The organism is Thalassospira sp. MCCC 1A03138, from assembly GCF_002115785.1.
Lineage (GTDB): Bacteria > Pseudomonadota > Alphaproteobacteria > Rhodospirillales > Thalassospiraceae > Thalassospira.
This window is the reverse complement of record NZ_JFJY01000001.1, coordinates 607,663-624,712: the sequence shown is the minus strand read 5'-3', so window position 1 is coordinate 624,712 and position 17,050 is coordinate 607,663. Positions and strand designations below refer to the sequence as shown.

Annotated in this window: 18 protein-coding genes; 15 read left to right on the top strand and 3 right to left on the bottom strand. The window is 54.3% G+C overall.

The features are described from left to right. Positions 1–60 precede the first annotated feature (60 nt). From rpmH to ftsY, 9 genes are all read left to right on the top strand, one after another. Entirely contained in the window at positions 61–195 is a 135-nt protein-coding gene (rpmH, locus tag TH468_RS02960) for a 50S ribosomal protein L34 (RefSeq protein ID WP_007091264.1), read from the top strand. A gap of 16 nt (positions 196–211) precedes the next feature. Beyond that, the gene (gene rnpA / locus TH468_RS02955; RefSeq protein WP_246832196.1) at positions 212–658 is read left to right on the top strand and encodes a ribonuclease P protein component; all 447 of its coding nucleotides are present in this window, start codon (positions 212–214) and stop codon (positions 656–658) included. Further along, positions 655–957 carry a membrane protein insertion efficiency factor YidD gene (yidD, locus tag TH468_RS02950; protein WP_062950731.1) on the top strand — a complete coding sequence of 101 codons (303 nt, stop codon included), beginning with the start codon at positions 655–657 and terminating at the stop codon, positions 955–957. Before rnpA ends, yidD begins: the two co-directional genes overlap by 4 nt. A gap of 60 nt (positions 958–1,017) precedes the next feature. Beyond that, positions 1,018–2,733 carry a membrane protein insertase YidC gene (yidC, locus tag TH468_RS02945; RefSeq protein WP_085642120.1) on the top strand — a complete coding sequence of 572 codons (1,716 nt, stop codon included), beginning with the start codon at positions 1,018–1,020 and terminating at the stop codon, positions 2,731–2,733. A 55-nt stretch (positions 2,734–2,788) separates the two neighbouring features. After that, on the top strand, positions 2,789–3,451 hold the full coding sequence (gene yihA, locus TH468_RS02940; RefSeq protein WP_085642119.1) for a ribosome biogenesis GTP-binding protein YihA/YsxC: 663 nt from the start codon (positions 2,789–2,791) through the stop codon (positions 3,449–3,451). 37 nt (positions 3,452–3,488) lie between these two features. After that, positions 3,489–4,418 (top strand): acetylglutamate kinase, encoded by a 930-nt coding sequence (gene argB / locus TH468_RS02935; protein WP_007091259.1) that lies wholly within the window; start codon positions 3,489–3,491, stop codon positions 4,416–4,418. Between the two features lie 152 nt (positions 4,419–4,570). Next, positions 4,571–5,596, top strand: coding sequence for a GGDEF domain-containing protein (locus tag TH468_RS02930; RefSeq protein WP_085642118.1), 1,026 nt, complete (start codon positions 4,571–4,573; stop codon positions 5,594–5,596). Between the two features lie 193 nt (positions 5,597–5,789). Continuing rightward, positions 5,790–7,037: a tRNA (N(6)-L-threonylcarbamoyladenosine(37)-C(2))-methylthiotransferase MtaB gene (mtaB, locus tag TH468_RS02925; RefSeq protein WP_085642452.1), complete on the top strand. Its 1,248-nt coding sequence runs from the start codon at positions 5,790–5,792 to the stop codon at positions 7,035–7,037. Next, positions 7,034–7,969: a signal recognition particle-docking protein FtsY gene (gene ftsY, locus TH468_RS02920; protein WP_085642117.1), complete on the top strand. Its 936-nt coding sequence runs from the start codon at positions 7,034–7,036 to the stop codon at positions 7,967–7,969. The genes mtaB and ftsY overlap by 4 nt, the downstream gene beginning before the upstream one ends. A 46-nt stretch (positions 7,970–8,015) precedes the next feature. Here ftsY and TH468_RS02915 read toward each other — a convergent pair whose 3' ends face one another. Together TH468_RS02915 and TH468_RS02910 are read right to left on the bottom strand one after the other, a co-directional pair. After that, entirely contained in the window at positions 8,016–9,374 is a 1,359-nt protein-coding gene (locus TH468_RS02915; protein ID WP_085642451.1) for a diacylglycerol kinase family protein, read from the bottom strand. A 114-nt stretch (positions 9,375–9,488) separates the two neighbouring features. Further along, positions 9,489–9,992 (bottom strand): Dps family protein, encoded by a 504-nt coding sequence (locus TH468_RS02910; protein WP_007091254.1) that lies wholly within the window; start codon positions 9,990–9,992, stop codon positions 9,489–9,491. A 149-nt stretch (positions 9,993–10,141) separates the two neighbouring features. Here TH468_RS02910 and TH468_RS02905 point away from each other — a divergent pair, with 149 nt between their 5' ends. Then, positions 10,142–10,681 (top strand): hypothetical protein, encoded by a 540-nt coding sequence (locus TH468_RS02905; protein WP_085642116.1) that lies wholly within the window; start codon positions 10,142–10,144, stop codon positions 10,679–10,681. Positions 10,682–10,790: 109 nt separating this feature from the next. Continuing rightward, entirely contained in the window at positions 10,791–11,396 is a 606-nt protein-coding gene (locus tag TH468_RS02900) for a YqaA family protein (RefSeq protein ID WP_085642115.1), read from the top strand. 89 nt (positions 11,397–11,485) lie between these two features. On the opposite strand, the gene TH468_RS21570 is transcribed toward TH468_RS02900, so the two are convergent. Then, positions 11,486–11,659 carry a hypothetical protein gene (locus tag TH468_RS21570; protein ID WP_007091251.1) on the bottom strand — a complete coding sequence of 58 codons (174 nt, stop codon included), beginning with the start codon at positions 11,657–11,659 and terminating at the stop codon, positions 11,486–11,488. A gap of 381 nt (positions 11,660–12,040) precedes the next feature. Between TH468_RS21570 and TH468_RS02895 the strand changes: the two genes are divergently transcribed. The 4 genes from TH468_RS02895 to chrA all read left to right on the top strand — a co-directional run bounded on the left by TH468_RS02895 (position 12,041) and on the right by chrA (position 17,035). Then, positions 12,041–12,568, top strand: coding sequence for a sigma-70 family RNA polymerase sigma factor (locus TH468_RS02895; RefSeq protein WP_085642114.1), 528 nt, complete (start codon positions 12,041–12,043; stop codon positions 12,566–12,568). After that, a complete protein-coding gene (locus TH468_RS02890) occupies positions 12,568–12,810 on the top strand; it encodes a hypothetical protein (protein WP_085642113.1) in 243 nt (80 codons plus the stop codon). The genes TH468_RS02895 and TH468_RS02890 overlap by 1 nt, the downstream gene beginning before the upstream one ends. Before the next feature lie 476 nt (positions 12,811–13,286). Beyond that, positions 13,287–14,756, top strand: coding sequence for an AMP nucleosidase (locus TH468_RS02885; RefSeq protein ID WP_085642112.1), 1,470 nt, complete (start codon positions 13,287–13,289; stop codon positions 14,754–14,756). Between the two features lie 1,049 nt (positions 14,757–15,805). Beyond that, the gene (gene chrA / locus TH468_RS02875) at positions 15,806–17,035 is read left to right on the top strand and encodes a chromate efflux transporter (RefSeq protein WP_085642110.1); all 1,230 of its coding nucleotides are present in this window, start codon (positions 15,806–15,808) and stop codon (positions 17,033–17,035) included. Positions 17,036–17,050 lie beyond the last annotated feature (15 nt).

Below are 17,050 nucleotides of genomic sequence, written 5' to 3'. Positions count from 1 at the left end.
GTCCTATACAGCGGACCTCGAATTTTATCGGATTACCTTTATTAGAACGGAGTAAGTGCAGTGAAGCGCACCTACCAGCCAAGCAAACTCGTACGGAAACGCCGCCACGGCTTCCGTTCCCGCAGCGCGACCGTCGGTGGCCGCCGTGTGCTTACCGCACGCCGCGCCAAGGGCCGCAAGCGTCTGTCGGCCTAATGTTGTGACCGTTTCGGTGGAACGCTTGAAAAAGCGCGCAGAGTTTCTTCGCGTCGCAGGCACCCGCCGGAAATGGGTTACACAAGGATTGATCCTTCAGGGCGCTCCGCGTCCCGGGATCAAACCGGACACAGAATACGCCGGTGAAGATCGACTTGCACGAGTCGGGTTTACCGTCACCAAAAAGGTGGGCAAGGCCGTCGTTCGCAATCGCGTTCGGCGGCGTTTGCGTGCCGTGGCGGACCAATTGATGACGGATATGGCATTGCCCGGTTGGGATTATGTCGTGATCGGTCGTCAGCAGACCATTGACCGGGATTTTGAAAAACTGGTTGATGATATGCGGTTTGCCCTGCGGCGTATTCCGGATGCCAAACCTTCCGCCCCCGATAGCCAGCGCCCCCGCAAGGGACGTGGATCAAGGCCCGGTGGTGCGACGAAGGCAGGAGACTCTGATAAATGAGTAACCTTCCCGGATCGAATGTGGGCCCCTTGGCGCGTCTTCTTCAAATCGCGGTTCGCGGCTACCAGCTCTTTTTATCGCCCTATATCGGGTGGTCCTGCAGATATCAGCCGACCTGTTCGGCTTATATGATGGAGGCACTTGCCCGCCATGGGGCAATAAAAGGCGGCTGGATGGGTTTTAAACGGATAATGCGTTGCCATCCATGGGGTGGTCATGGTTATGATCCCGTGCCCGGATGTGGCTGTGAACAAAACAAAGCGCCGTCGGAGGATGAACTCCGGTTAACGGCGCTTTAGTCATGTAAATAGAATACCGGTCAGGCGTCTTGCGCCGCCGGACGAAAGCGGAAAGAGGCGATGAACGAACAACGTAACCTGTGGATTGCGATTGCAGCTTCGGTCGCAATCCTTGTCGGGTTCCAATTCTTTTTCGCTCCCGAACCTGCGCCGCAGGATCGAGAAGCGCAAGTTCGCGAACAACTTGACGTCAATGGCAATACTGCACCGCAGTCTGCCTCGAACGTGCCCAGCGTACCAGGTGGTGCAGCACCGGCGGCTCCGGTCGTCAACCGCGACGCAGCACTTGCAAAAGCTCCGCGTATCAAGATTGAAACCCCGCGCGTCGAGGGTTCGATCCGTCTGGTTGGTGGCGTGATTGACGACATCCAGTTGCAGGATTACCGCGAGACCGAAGAACCGGACAGCCCGCTGATCCACGTTCTGAATCCGACCGGTAGCGACAATGCATACTTCGCCGAATTCGGCTGGGTTGCCGCAGACAAATCTGTCAGCGTTCCGAACAGCGATACCCAGTGGACTGCAAGCTCCAACGAACTGACGCCTGCAAAACCCGTCACGCTGAGCTGGGATAATGGCAGCGGCCTGACCTTCAATCGCGAGATTTCGATCGACGAGAATTATATGTTCTCGATCAAGCAGTCGGTCAAAAATGACAGCGGTTCGGATGTCACCCTGTATCCCTACGGTCTGATTTCGCGCAAGGGCAAGCCGACCACGGCAGGGTTCTATATCCTGCATGAAGGTCCGCTTGGCGTTATTGATGGCACCCTGACCGAAATCGATTATGATGATCTTGCCGAAGACGGTGCCGTGGAAAAGAAAACCACCGGCGGCTGGCTTGGCATTACCGACAAATACTGGCTGGTTGCGTTGGCACCGTCCTCGGACGAGGCACTGACCACGCGTTTCAGCCACCATGTTGCCGAGAATTCCGACAAGTACCAGACTGATTATCTTGGTGCGGCCCGCACGGTTGCGGCCGGTGCCGAAGCCGCTTCGGAAACCCGTCTGTTTGCTGGTGCCAAGGAAGTGTCGCTTCTTGATCAGTATGCCAATGACTATGGTATCAAGAATTTCGACCTCGCGATTGATTTCGGCTGGTTCTATTTCCTGACCAAACCGTTCTTCCTGTTCCTGCAGTGGCTGAACCATCTGGTTGGTAACTTCGGCGTTTCCATCCTGATCTTCACGGTTCTTGTGAAGGCGGTGATGTTCCCGTTGGCCAACAAGTCGTACAAATCCATGAGTGCGATGAAGAAACTGCAGCCGCAAATCACCAAGATGCGCGAGCAGTTCAAGGATGACCGTCAGCGTCAGCAGCAGGAAATGATGGCGCTTTACAAGCGCGAGAAGATCAACCCGGCATCGGGTTGCCTGCCGATCGTCGTTCAGATTCCGGTGTTCTTCGCACTTTACAAGGTGCTGTTCGTGAACATCGAAATGCGTCACGCGCCGTTCTTTGGCTGGATTCAGGACCTTTCGGCACCGGATCCGACCTCGCTGTTCAATCTGTTTGGTCTGATCCCGTGGGATCCGCCGCACATGTTGATGATCGGTGTCTGGCCGTTGATCATGGGGATCACCATGTTCCTGCAGCAGAAGCTGAACCCGGCACCAGCAGATCCGACTCAAGCCAAGATCATGATGTTCCTGCCGCTGATCTTTACCTTCATGCTGGCAAGTTTCCCGGCAGGTCTCGTGATCTACTGGGCATGGAACAACACGCTGTCGATCGCACAACAGCGCTACATCATGTACAAGATGGGGGTTTGATCCCCCATCCTTCCCGCAGGGGCGTGTTACGCCCCGCGGGGCTCAAGGAACGACAATGACCGAAGAAAAATTGCCATCGGCAACTGCAATCCCGAAATTTGAATCGGCTCAGATCGAAGCCGGGCGGAAACTGTTTTCCCGCCCGGTTACTTTCATGTTGGGGGTGGCGCAACTTGAACAGTTGCCGCCCGAAGACAAGATCGAAATCTGCCTTGCAGGCCGGTCCAATGTCGGGAAGTCCAGCCTTTTTAATGCCATAACCGGTCGCAAGGATATGGCCCGGACATCGAACACGCCGGGCCGGACCCAGCAGCTGAACTATTTCGATCTGGATGGGGCGCTTAATATCGTCGATCTGCCGGGCTATGGATTTGCCAAGGCTCCCAAGGATATCGTCGATACATGGCAGAATGTGATCAAGCAATATCTGCGCGGGCGGGTAACGTTGCGGCGTGTGTTTGTTTTGATCGATTCCCGGCACGGCTTCATGAAAGCCGATCTTGAAATGATGAAGATGCTTGATGAGGCCGCCGTGTCTTATCAGATCGTTCTGACCAAGGCCGACAAGCTTAAAAAAGGCCAGATGGAAAAACGCATTCGCGAAGTGGTCGAAGCGGTGAAAAAACACCCTGCCGCCCTGTCGCAGCTTTTTGCGACATCAAGCGAAAAGGGCACCGGCCTTGAAGCGCTTCGCGCAGAAATCGCAACGCTGCTATAATCACCCGATAGCGCTCGTATAACATTGGGGAGAAGACATGAACGAAGAAGTCCGTTCTGAAGAAGAAAGCTCGGAATCCAACGCTTACCGGACATTGGCACGCGCCAAGGTCCTGTCCGAGGCTCTTCCCTACATGCGACGCTATAACGGTCAGACGATCGTGGTCAAATATGGCGGGCATGCCATGGGTGATCCGGAACTGGCACGCCTGTTTGCCCAGGATATGGTCCTGTTAAAGCAGGTCGGCATGAACCCGATTGTGGTTCATGGCGGCGGTCCGCAGATCGGCCAGATGCTCAAGGAACTTAACATCCAGTCGGAATTTGTTGATGGCCTTCGCGTGACCGATCAGCAGACAATCGACGTTGTCGAAATGGTTCTGGCCGGCAAGATCAACAAGGAAATCGTTTCGAACATCAACCGCGCCGGGGGTGTCAGTGTCGGCCTGTGTGGCAAGGATGCCCATCTGATCAAGGCGCGCAAACTGCAACGCACCAAACGCGATCCCGAAAGCAATATCGAGAAGGTCCTTGATCTGGGCTTTGTCGGCGAACCGGTCGAGGTCAACCCGCATGTTCTTGATTGCTTCATCAATACCGACATTATTCCGGTAATTGCACCGATAGGGGTTGGTGAAGACGGTCAGACATACAATATCAATGCTGATACGGCTGCCGGTGCCATTGCACAGGCTGTCGGTGCCCGTCGCCTTTATATGCTGACTGATGTCAAAGGTATCCTTGATGCCGACAAGCAACTGGTGCGTGACGCGGATATCGACAGCATCAATGCAATGATTGCCGATGGCACGATCCAGGGCGGTATGATCCCGAAAACGGAAACCTGCATGGATGCAGTCCGCAATGGGGTGGAGGCCGCGGTAATCGTCGATGGTCGTGCACCGCATGCGGTATTGCTTGAGCTCTTCACCGAACGTGGTGCCGGTACTATGATCCGGAGCAGCTGATTTAAGTCCTTTCGGGTGTAGATCACCGATTGATTACCATTATGAATGCGTGGCTGAAACCCGCGGATTAGGCTAAGTTCCGTGCGAACAAAGGCCTCTGCGGGCTTAGGTCTCTGAAATTAATGGATAATTGAAAAGGTGGAGTACCCGTTGTGACAGAGACGGATCATTATGTCTCAAAACACTGGGATTACGCCAAGGCAACGCTGGATGCTTTGCGCGATCACGGGCTGCGTCCGACACCCGAACTTTACCATGTCTGGTTCGTTTATTACGCCGAAGAAAACCCGGAAATCCTCCGTGTGATTGATGCTGTCAAAGCGACCGGCGAGGCGATTGGCGAAGAAGCGCTGCTGCAACTTTACTATCGCTATATCTTTGACCGGCAGGCGGCTGATTTTCTTCAGCGCGGCATGGAAGATTTTTCCGATGTTGTCGAAAATAGCGATGCCTGCCTTTCCAGCACCCGCGACGAGCTTCGCGTTTACAGTGATGTGCTGGGTAAGGCGGAAACATCCCTTAAAAGCGGTGAAAAGGCTGAAGAAGTCATTCACAATGTGGTCCTGCATACCGGGCGGATGCAAACGACTGTCGAAAGCCTGCATGAACAGCTTGGCGAGTACCTGAAGACAATCGCCCATCTGCAGCGCGAACTGCATGAAACCCGCGAACGATCCTACACCGATGGTCTGACCCGTGTTTCCAACCGGATGCATTTCGAGGAAGTCCTCGCCAGTTGCTGCGTCGAGTTTGATGGCGGGAACATTGACGAGCCATTTTGCGTGATGATGGTCGATCTTGATCAGTTCAAAGCGGTGAACGACAAATATGGTCATCGGATCGGCGATGAAATCCTTGTTCTGATCGCGTCCATGATCAAAGCCAATACCAAGGGTCGGGATCTGGTCGCGCGTTATGGCGGCGACGAGTTCGCCATTCTGCTACCGCAAACGCCGCTCAAGGACGCAATGCTGCTGGCCGATGATATGAGCAAGCGGATTGCCGCCCGCGAGGTGCGCGCCAAATCAAGCGGAACGTCATTCGGTCACATGACCGTTTCGGTCGGTGTGGCCGAATATGTTAAGGGCGAAGGGGCCGCCAAGGTCGTTGATCGCGCGGACAGTGCGCTCTATCGGGCCAAGAGGGATGGCCGCAATCGCAATTTCGCCGCCGAATAGAATTCCGTCCGTGCCTGATGCATGTGTGCCATGAACCGGCCAGACTTGCATTAAAACTGCTAAAAGCGTATGTAACCAGCGCCCGGCAAGGCGATTGAGCTTGCCGGAATTTCCGTACTGGCAGCAGGCAAATCATTGGCTGGCGCCGACGGAAGTGTTTTCCAAACCGGAATGGATCATTAAAAGGGCGAGCATGACAGAGCCGCGCGTCGTTACATTTGGTTGTCGCCTGAACACCTATGAATCCGAGGTGATGCGCGACCATGCCAAAAATGCCGGTCTTGATGATGCGATCATTATCAATACATGCGCTGTCACGACCGAGGCAGAACGTCAGGCCCGCCAAAGCATTCGTCGCCTGCGTCGTGAAAACCCCAATGCCAAGATTTTCGTGACCGGTTGTGCTGTTCAGGTCAATCCCGACAAATTTGCCAAAATGACCGAGATCGACCGTATCTTTGGCAACGATGCCAAGATGAAGGCAGAAACCTTCCTGATGCCCGAACATGAACGTGTTGTCGTCAATGACATCATGTCGGTCGAGGAAACCGCAAGCCATCTGGTTTCCGGCTTCGAAGGCCGCGCACGCGCCTTTGTGCAGGTCCAGAACGGCTGTGATCATCGCTGCACATTCTGCATCATCCCGTTTGGTCGCGGCAATTCGCGCAGCGTCCCCATGGGCGAGATTGTGACACAGGTCCGCGAACTGGTCGCCAACGGTTACGGCGAAGTGGTTCTGACCGGGGTGGATATCACCTCCTATGGTCATGATCTGCCGGGCAAGCCGACATTGGGGCAGATGGCGCGCCGTCTTCTGGCGCAGGTGCCCGAACTGCCGCGCCTGCGGATTTCATCGATTGACCCGGTCGAGGTCGATGATGATATCTTCCGCCTGATCGAAACCGAACCACGCCTGATGCCGCATATGCATATCAGCCTTCAGGCAGGTGACGACATGGTGCTCAAACGCATGAAACGTCGCCATCTGCGTCAGGATGTCATCGATTTCTGTGACAAGGTCCGTGCACTTCGCGCCGATGTGACTTTCGGGGCGGATATCATTGCCGGTTTCCCGACCGAAACCGATGAAATGGCGGAAAATACCCTGCGTCTTGTCGATGAATGCGGGTTGATTTACCTGCATGTGTTCCCCTATTCCGCCCGTCCGGGAACACCGGCGGCCCGCATGCCACAGGTGCCCAAGGATATCCGCAAGGAACGCGCAGGCGCGCTTCGTGATGCGGGTGAAATCCAGTTGAACAATTTCCTGAAATCACGCATCGGCCTGACCGAGAATGTGTTGGTGGAAAAGGAAAATACCGGACATACGGAGCATTTTGCTCCCGTTACGCTAGATCGCGTGATAGAACCGGGCACAATTGCAAAGGCCAAAGTCATTGGCGTTGAAGACGGAAAACTGAAAGCGGAGCTTGCGGGATGAGTGAAGAGGGGAAAAAAAGCTGGTTTGCCCGACTGAAAGACGGGTTGAAACGCTCCTCCTCGAAACTGACCACCGGGATTGCAGATATCTTCACCAAGCGCCGTCTGGATGATGATGCGCTTGAAGAATTCGAAGATCTGCTGATCACATCCGATCTTGGTGTCACCACGGCGGCAAAACTGGGTGCGGAGCTGTCGCGGACCCGTTTCGACAAGGAAGTCGATCCCGCCGAGATTCAGGAATTCATCGCCACCGAAGTCGCCAAAATCCTTGAACCCGTGGCAAAGCCGCTGGTGATTGATACGACCAAAAAGCCCCATGTGATCCTTGTGGTTGGCGTTAATGGATCGGGCAAAACGACCACAATCGGAAAACTTGCCAAAACCTATCGCGATCAGGGGCTTAAGGTCATGATGGCGGCGGGCGATACATTCCGTGCTGCTGCGGTTGAACAGCTTAAAGTCTGGGGCGAACGGACCGGGTGTCCGGTGATTGCGCGTGATACCGGGGCGGATGCCGCCGGGCTTGCCTTTGATGCGATTGATCAGGCCAAGCGCGAAGGTTATGACCTTTTGCTGATCGATACGGCCGGGCGTTTACAGAACAAGGCGCATCTGATGGACGAACTTAAGAAAATCGTCCGGGTGATCCACAAACGCGATGAAACCGCCCCGCATGATACGTTGCTGGTGCTTGATGCCACCACCGGTCAGAATGCCCATTCCCAGGTCGAAGTCTTTTCCGAGGCAACCAGTGTTACCGGCCTGATCGTGACCAAGCTGGATGGCACGGCAAAGGGCGGCGTTGTTGTCGCACTGGCCGAGAAATTTGCCAAACCGGTTCACGCGATCGGTGTTGGTGAAAGTGCCGAAGACCTTCGGCCGTTTGAGGCAAAATCATTTGCCCGCAGTCTGGCCGGCCTCGAAGACTGAGCCGACAGACATCAAATAAAAAAGGCGGGGAAAATCCCGCCTTTTTCTATGCCTGGAATTCATCGAGCCTTTGCTGCAAATCACCGATAAGCTCCTTCATATCCTTAAGGGGCGCGGATATGTCGCCCGGAATATCGTCAAGAGCACATAGATCGAGTGTCTTTCCGAGTTCTACGGACTGGTTTTTCAAACCCCTTGCAAGGCGCATATCGGCATCGGTCAGCATCCATGACATCGCCCGGTCACGTAACTGTTCCAGACTGTGCAAATCCGGATCGGGGGACGATGTCGGCAGGCCATAGGGCCGCAGGGCCAGTTCAAGACGGCGATTGATATCACGCAGGCGATTGGCGGTATCGTGGCAGATCGCCTTCATCTTGTTGTCTGTCGCCATGGGGTAGATGGCCGATAACCGCAGCGAAAGGTCAAGCGCGTCAAGCGCAACGTCGTTGACGATTTCCTGATCATGGAATGATGCCGTGCGGTCCGTCTCGCCGTGAAAGGCGTTGGGGGCAAAAACCGGAAGAACCTTGGCCTCCAGGGTGAAGTGCGCAGGCAACTGGCTTATGATTTCACCGTCGGCCAGAATGGGTTCACCTTCGCCACCCTCAAGGCGGATGTCGTCGCATTCCTGACTGATCGCATACGAGCTGTCATCGACCGAGCCAAACAGCAATTCAGCCGCAATATCCATACCCGATAATGTGTCGACATTGGCCTGAATGGCAAACATGTGAAGTTTGCCGTCATCAAGGCGTTTGTTTTCGCGCGGGCGTAAACCGCCACCAAAATACTGGCCATTGGTAACCGTCAGCTGGCGCAGTTTCAGATTTCTTGCCGGATTGTCGCCACAGGTCACACTCAGTTCCAGCGGCTTCATGTCATTCCAGCTTTGCCAGTTCGCCACGGCATAGCTGATCGCCCCGGTCCAGCGTTTCAGATCCGGATCAATGCGTTTTCTGGCATCGGCAGGAACGCCGATACTGGCCGCATTCACAAAGCTTTTGCCATTGACCCGCCCGATATCAAGCATGGCAATCTGGCCATTGATTGCCGCGCGCGCGGCATGAAGGATGTCATCGGGGATATACAGGCTGCGGGCAAAATCGTTTGCCGTACCAAGCGGCAGGGGGATCATCACCACGCCGGCCTTGATTACGGTATCGATAACCGCATTGATCGTGCCATCACCGCCGCCGATCACGACAATATCGCCCCGTTCGCAGGATGCATTGATGAAGTCATTCATGGCAACGGGATCGTCACACAGTTCCAGCTCGGCCCTATAGCCGGCATCCTCGAAAATGGCCCGCAATGGTTCTGCACCATTGTCCCGCCATGCGTCGGGCACCTTGTGGCGTGTCAGAAGGATGCAAACCTTGCCTGTCAACTCGGTCGATTTCACCTTGATGCCTCCAAAACGGGTGCGGGACTTGCTGACTGTTACAATGACCAAACAGAACGGCAAGATTGAGACACAAAACCGGCGCCAATCTGGCGCCGGTTTTGTGTAAATGTTTTAGGAAATGGTTGCGCGAAGCATCCATGCCGCTTCTTCGTGAACGCCAATGCGTTCTGTCAGAAGGTCGGCGGTCTTGACGTCCTCTGCTGCTTCGGCTTCTGCCACGCCATCACGCAACAGGCGCGATACGCTATCGTGGTCTTCGACCAGTTCCTTGACCATATCGTTGGCCGGAAGAAGTTTGGTCTGATCCTTGACCACGGAATGTTCCATCATTTCCGCAAGGCCTGTGGGGGCCTGGAAGCCGATTGCACGAATGCGTTCTGCCATATCGTCAATCGCTTCGTTCAGGTCTTCATACTGCTCCTCGGTCATCTTATGGAGCGAATAGAAGGCCGGACCGACAACGTTCCAGTGAACGCCGCGAATTTTGGCATACAGTACGTGCGACGAGCCAATGATCTTGGTCAGCATCTTGGCCAGTTCGCGACGGTCTTTGCGGTCGACGCCGGTTTTGACCGGAAATTCTTTCGCAACGCTCTGCATACTGCTGTGTGCCATTTTTAACTCCTGTATTTCTTTATAACGTTCTGTCGCTCTGACCCCGACCCCGTTATTGGCGGCCGGGCATATCCCGAACGCATGCCCCAAAAACGTCACCCGAAAGCAAAGGTTCCAGAAAATAAAATCGGAATAATTGGAACATTCTTTTGGATCACCCGTTTGAATGGACAAGCAGTGCGAAAGAAAAAGCGCTGTTGTTTAATAACCAGGAGGTTGTGATGCTTAATAAAACTGTTCTTATGGCTGGTACTATTATGATGTCTGTTGCCGTGACTGCACCGGCTTATGCAGATGCGTCGAAAAGCTCGGATCAGACAGGCACGATGGCAACCGATGACGCGATGAAATCGGACGCCAACAAAATGGCTGACAAGGCCGAGGCCGGCTATGAAGATGCCAAAGATTTCACCTATGAAGAAAAGAACGAATTTCTTGCCTGGGTTGAAGAAAAATCCAATCAGCTTGGCGAGAAATACGATGAAGTATCCGCAAATGTCAGCGACGAAAGCAAAGACGCTGTGGATGAACTTGCAGAAGCTTGGGACGGCGCCAGTGAAAATCTGAACGAGGCGTATGAAGAAACCAAGGATGCATCGGCTGATACCTGGGAAACCATGAAGGCCAAAACCCTTGAGGCTCTCAACAATGCTGAGAAGGCGCTCTCGGATGATCATGCCACCGAATAAGACATCACAACCTTGACTCGGTGATGTGGTGTTCCGGGTGTCCGCGGCCCGCCCTTTAACGTGAAGGGCGGGCCGTTTTACGTTTGACGATGTTCAGTCAGAGGCATCTATGGAAAAAGAAGACAAAAGCCAAAACAAAAACAATAAAGGTCTTGTCGGATCGTGGCGCGTCTGGCAGCAGCGTCTGGAAAAACTGGCCGCCGGTCGTAAAGGACTTGGCGGCATTGCGGTGGCGTCATTTCTTGAAACCACTATTATTCCCATTCCGATTGAAATCCTGATTGCGCCAATCATGGCGGCATCGCGCAGACGGGGGGTGATTGTTGCGACCGTTACATTGCTTGGCAGCGTTGCCGGCGCGGTTTTCCTGTATTTGATTGCCTACGGCCTGTCGGGCGAGCTTATCCAGCCGATCATTGAAACAGCCGGCGGGCAGCAGGAATTCCAAAAGGTCGAACAGCAATTCGAAGAAGGCGGATTTTGGGTTGTCTTTGCAATCAGTATCGCGCCGATACCCATGCAGCTTGCCGCTCTGGCCGCCGGGGCGACGACATATCCTTTCTGGCTGTTTCTTGTTGCCATCGGGATATCGCGTGCCTTGCGCTACTATGGTTTGTGGTTGCTGGTTCTTGGTTTCGGTGTCGGGATCGCCCGTCTTTTCGAGGGCAAGAAACCTGACAGGCTTGAAAAGCCCGAAAAAGGTGATTCGGTTTAATCCGAAAACACGCAAAATCGAGATAAAAATAACAAAGCCCGGCTATTTGCCGGGCTTTTTTCAGAGATATTGAAAAAAATCTCTTCGGATTATTCCGCTTCAATCCGGAAATCGGTGGTGGTTTTCCCTTCGGTTTCCGGATCTTCCACATCCTCGGAGACCAAGCCGCGGCGAATCAGTTCACGAATGGCTGCTGCCCGGGTTGGCATACGATGCTCAAATCGCCAGTCATCGATGAACTTCAGCTCATCGTCGTCGAGCATAATTTGAAGCTTTTCAGTTCGTTTCGAGGTTGGCACTCGTGGGCCCTCATTAAGTTCAGACGTTCTAGGGTGCGTCTGAAACCATTGATACGCAACGTGTTCAGAAATTTTGGAGTAACTTACGTTACCTCCGTTTTCTACATATTACAACTACCTTCCTGAACCGAACCAGCCAACGCAACCTAGGCAAGTAATGTAAAGTAATGATTAAATGTTATGTCCGTAAAGTGATCATATTAATGTGGTTGTGTTTGTTATGTTTGTTGTTGTGGTTAATGTTGTGAAGCATGTTCATTGTATTGCCTAAGTGAACCATACGATTTTACTTTAAATAATATTTTCTTTTGTTACGGTGGGGACATCCAAAAAACGGAGGTTGTGATGTCTGATCAAGTTATGAACGAAATTGAAGATCACGTTCCCGCTCTGCGTCGCCATGCTTATCGGCTGACCAATAGCATGGACCGTGCACAGGATCTCGTGCAGGACACCTTGCTGAAAGCCATCAGCAAGAAAGATCAGTTCGAAGAAGGCACCAGCCTTAAAGCCTGGTTGCACCGGATCCTTTTCAACACATTCATTTCTGGCAAGCGTCGCGAGAAAACCCGCGGACATCATGTCGATTGGGATGACCTTGGTGATGTGTATGGACATGGCAGCAACCAGATGGCCCGTTTACAGCTGCGTGATGCCGATCGTGTCCTTGGTGAACTTCCTGAACAGGAACGTCAGGCGATCCTTTTGACGGCTGTTGATGAAGTTTCCTATCAGGACGCCGCCGACCAGATGAATGTCGAGATTGGCACGGTCAAATCCCGTGTAGGTCGTGCACGCCGGAAGCTGCGTTCTTCCGTCGGCCGTATCGAAGCCCGGGAACACGCATCGCGGTTCGTGGGGGAGGCAGCCTAATGACCAATGTACTTGCTGTTTACGGCAAGGACGACATCGTAAGTTACGTGCACGGATCCATTGACGATGAAGACAAGGGCGATATCGAAAATCTTGTCCAATCGGATCCGCGCGCAGCAGGAATTGTCCGTGATTTCGAAAAAGATCATTTAAGTGACGGAAAGACAGTTGATTTCCTGCGTTACCGTCGTCTTAGAAAATTGAAGTCTCTGGCTTCAGGTGCCGGTCTCCTGCATGAGTGATGCGTTAAATGCAATAGTGCATTGAAGCGAAAATTTATTGACTTTGTTGACCAATGGTCAGATAAAGTATGCATCGGAGTTGATCGTCTTTTCCCTCAACGTCTAAGGCCCTTCTCCGAAATCGGCCGGAACCTCTTGGTTTCGGCCCTTTTTTTGTTTTGATGCTGCCTTGCCAGCGATAAGGCCGCGAATCGATGATTTTCATCCCCGTGCGGAGATGAATTTCGCGTCATGGTTATGAGCCACGCATCAAAACTGTCATTTGGATTTTTTGAAAATAATCCCGACATATATGTTTGGCATGTTTCCGTGTGGCCCGGCTTTATGCGCCTCCGACACAATCGGTATCCCAACTTTGCGTAACGGATCCGCCGTTTTGATGTTCGGCCATGCATGAATTGGGGGTTGCCAGAGGCAAGGCTAGCGGTGATAAATCTCCCGCTCAATACAACAATAAGAAAAAGGAGCAACTTGTTATGGTATCCGACGTCCACGGATCGGTCCGCGATCTGTTTGAATTTACTGACGCCGACAAGGCAATTGCCCGTATCAAGGAAATTTATACGACGGGTGCAGAGTCCGTTCGCGACGCATTTATCCGGTTTGGAAACGGCGAGCAATCCACGCCTGTGCGCGCCTATTACCCGTATCTCGGGATCGAGGTGCCGCCCGAGAAATTGCATGTCGAAAGCACCCTGTCCTACGGTGCGCCGCGTGACCCTGGCATTTATGGCACGACGCTGACGCGCCCGGACCTGTTCGAACAATATTACCGTGAACAGATCGAACTTCTGCTGAAAAACCACGATGTGCCGGTCGTTGTCGGTGTGTCGGATCGTCCGATCCCATTGCCGTTTCTTGTCGAAACCGCAACCGACAATATCGGCCCGACCGACATCCGCCAGCTTCAGATGATCTTCGATATGCCCGATCTGGCGCGCACCGATGATGATATTGCCAATGGTGTGCATTACGGCATTACCGAGGGGCCAAAGCCCTTGTCGCTGTTTTCCGGCGAACGTGTTGACTACTCGCTGGCGCGTTTGCGGCATTACACCGCGACATTGCCGGAACATTTCCAGAAATTCGTGCTGTTCACCAACTATCAGCGCTATGTCGACGAATTCATCGAATTCGCCAAGCTCCAGCTTGAAGACCCCCAAAGCCCCTATGTTGCCTTTGTCGAACCGGGACCGAAAGTCCATGTTCGCAAAAACGCGCCAAAGGGCTGGGTTGAAAGTGGTGAACCGGTCGCACAATTGCCGCAGATGCCGTCCTATCACCTGATCCGTGAAGACGGGCTTGGGGTGACGTTGGTCAATATCGGCGTTGGTCCGTCAAATGCCAAAACCGCAACCGACCATATTGCCGTTCTGCGCCCGCATTGCTGGTTGATGCTCGGCCACTGTGCCGGTCTTCGGCGCAGCCAGCTTCTTGGCGATTATGTTCTGGCCCATGGTTATGTGCGCGACGACCATGTGCTCGACTCCGATTTGCCGCTCTGGATTCCGGTGCCGCCGATTGCAGAGGTGCAGGTCGCCCTTGCCAATTCGGTGGCCAAGATTACCGGTCTTAAAGGGCGCGAAATGAAGGCCCGCATGCGGACCGGGACCGTGGCGACCACGGATAACCGGAACTGGGAACTGCGTTACAGCGAATTGTTTGTCCGCCTGAACCAGTCGCGGGCGATTGCGGTGGATATGGAAAGTGCCACAATTGCCGCCAACGGTTTCCGTTTCCGTGTGCCTTACGGCACATTGCTGTGTGTTTCCGATAAACCGGTTCACGGCGAACTGAAACTGCCGGGCATGGCCAACAACTTCTATCGCCAGCGTATCGGTCAACACCTCCAGGTTGGTCTCGATACCATCGATACCCTGCGAAACGAGGTCAACCAGCTGCATTCGCGCAAACTGCGTTCCCTTGACGAGCCTGCCTTCCGCTAGGTCCTCCTGACATTCACGAGAACGCCCGTTGCCTCACGGCGGCGGGCGTTTCAGACCGCTGACACAGCCCTCCCAACCAGATCGCCATTCCGTTTCGATGGGATGTGGATTCCGGCTCTGCGCCCCGAATGACGATTAAACCAACCGTCCGGCCAACCCAACCAACCTCGCTGCCCCGGCATCGCCAAACGCCACCAACCGGACGGACCAAGCTGCCCCGAACCAATAGCGGTCGCTTTCGGTTGGCCCCAAAACGCACCTCGCCCCAAGGGCCACAGCGTTGCCGCATGGCAGCCACACAAATCCCGCCATCGATCACGGGCCCTTCGACAACTCCGAACGCACCATCGGCCCGCTGACAACCGATCCTGCCAGCCAACCCGGCACCCGCCTTCCGACCCCGTGCCGATCCAATGCGGACGCAATTCGGGCCCGCTGATTCTCGGCATTGTCACGCTTCACCGACCGGACTGGCTCCGGACTGAACCGGACCGGACCAACTTGGCCCCGGCTCTCGCTGCCCCGAACACACACTCTTGCCCCAAGGGCACATTTCTCCCGTCATGATAAACAACAGTTTTCGTAAATTTCCCGCAGCCTCACGGCCCGGACGCACCACCGCCGTAATGACTTTTCCATGCGCCAGTGATGCTCCTTTGGCGATGCCGCCGCCGTCCTTTCAGCCGATCAGATCGCTGTCCCGTCATCATCCCATTCCTGTTTTTGCCGCCCGAAACGCAAAAAACCCGCAAAAGCGAATCACGCTTTGCGGGTTTTGTCTCCGGACCCATTTGTCCTGTTGACTTTATCTTTATGTCACAAATAAAAGAACAAATCAAGAACTTTCTTCCAGAAAACCCGGAAAAAGTTCCCAGTTAAAGCTCGGCGTGGGGATAATGTTATATTTCTCAATATCTTAGTCGGGCGTTTTGTGATGGTTTGATGACGTTGGCAAAACCGGTTGCTTTGGGCTTTGGTCATGCCATTGCATCCATTATCCTTCGCGCTTGGTTCCATCGGGAACGCATTGATCTGAGCACGGGGAAAGCATGACCGACCAAAACCTGGCCAAGCCCGATTTACGCCCTTGGCAGATTTTCCTGATTTTTCTGCGTCTGGGGTTAACCAGTTTTGGCGGGCCGGTCGCCCATATCAGCTATTTCCGCGAAGAATTCGTTCTGCGCCGCAGGTGGCTTTCGGATGCAACCTACGGCGATCTGGTTGCGCTTTGCCAATTCGCACCCGGTCCGGCCAGTTCGCAGGTCGGCATGGGGATTGGCATGTCGCTGGGGGGGCTGGCGGGGGCCTTTGCCGCATGGCTCGGTTTTACCATGCCATCGGCAATCGTTCTGGCCGCACTCGGGCTTGGTCTTTCGGCAGCTGATCTGGCGGCGACCGGGCCGGTGATCTGGGGGCTTAAGCTGGTTGCGGTTGGTGTGGTGGCGCATGCGCTTGTCGGGATGGCACGCAGCTCATGCCCCGATGTCCCGCGCGCCATACTGGCGCTAATTGCGGCGGCATTAATGATCGCGATCAACAGTGTTGGCATGCAGGCAATTGTGATTATCGGCGGGGCCTTTGCCGGTTTTGTCTTCTTGCGACGTGATCCCGGAAAGGTTGAGGGAAGCCTTGGCGCAGGCCTATCGCCGAAGGGGGCCATATGTGCCTTGGGCCTGTTTGGTCTGTTGCTGATCGGGTTGCCTTTATTGGCCAATATTGTCCCATCGCCCTGGCTTGCGGTGTTTGACGGGTTTTATCGCAGCGGCGCATTGGTTTTCGGCGGCGGGCATGTGGTGCTGCCGCTGTTGCAGGAAGCCGTGGTTGCCCCCGGATGGGTTGATCTGGATGTGTTTCTTGCCGGTTACGGCGCAACTCAAGCCGTGCCGGGGCCGATCTTTACGTTTGCGGCCTATCTGGGGGCTGTGTTGCAAAATGGTGCCGGGGGAATTTGGGGCGCTTCTGTGGCCCTGATCGCGATTTTCCTGCCCGCGTTTCTTCTGGTGATCGGATTGTTGCCGTTCTGGGATCGCGTGCGGCATATGCCCAAAATGCGCGCCGGACTGGCCGGGATCAATGCGGCGGTTGTTGGTTTGCTGGCGTCGGTTTTATATGACCCGATCTGGACCGGAACCATCCATGACGTAAAGGACGTGGTTATTGTGGCGCTTGCGTTTGTCGTTTTGCAATGGCGCGTAATACCGGTCTGGGCGCTTGTTCTGGCAGGGGGTGCCGGCGGGGCAGTGATGGGTGTTTTGGGTTTCGCTGGGACGGTCGCCTGATCCAAAACTTGGATG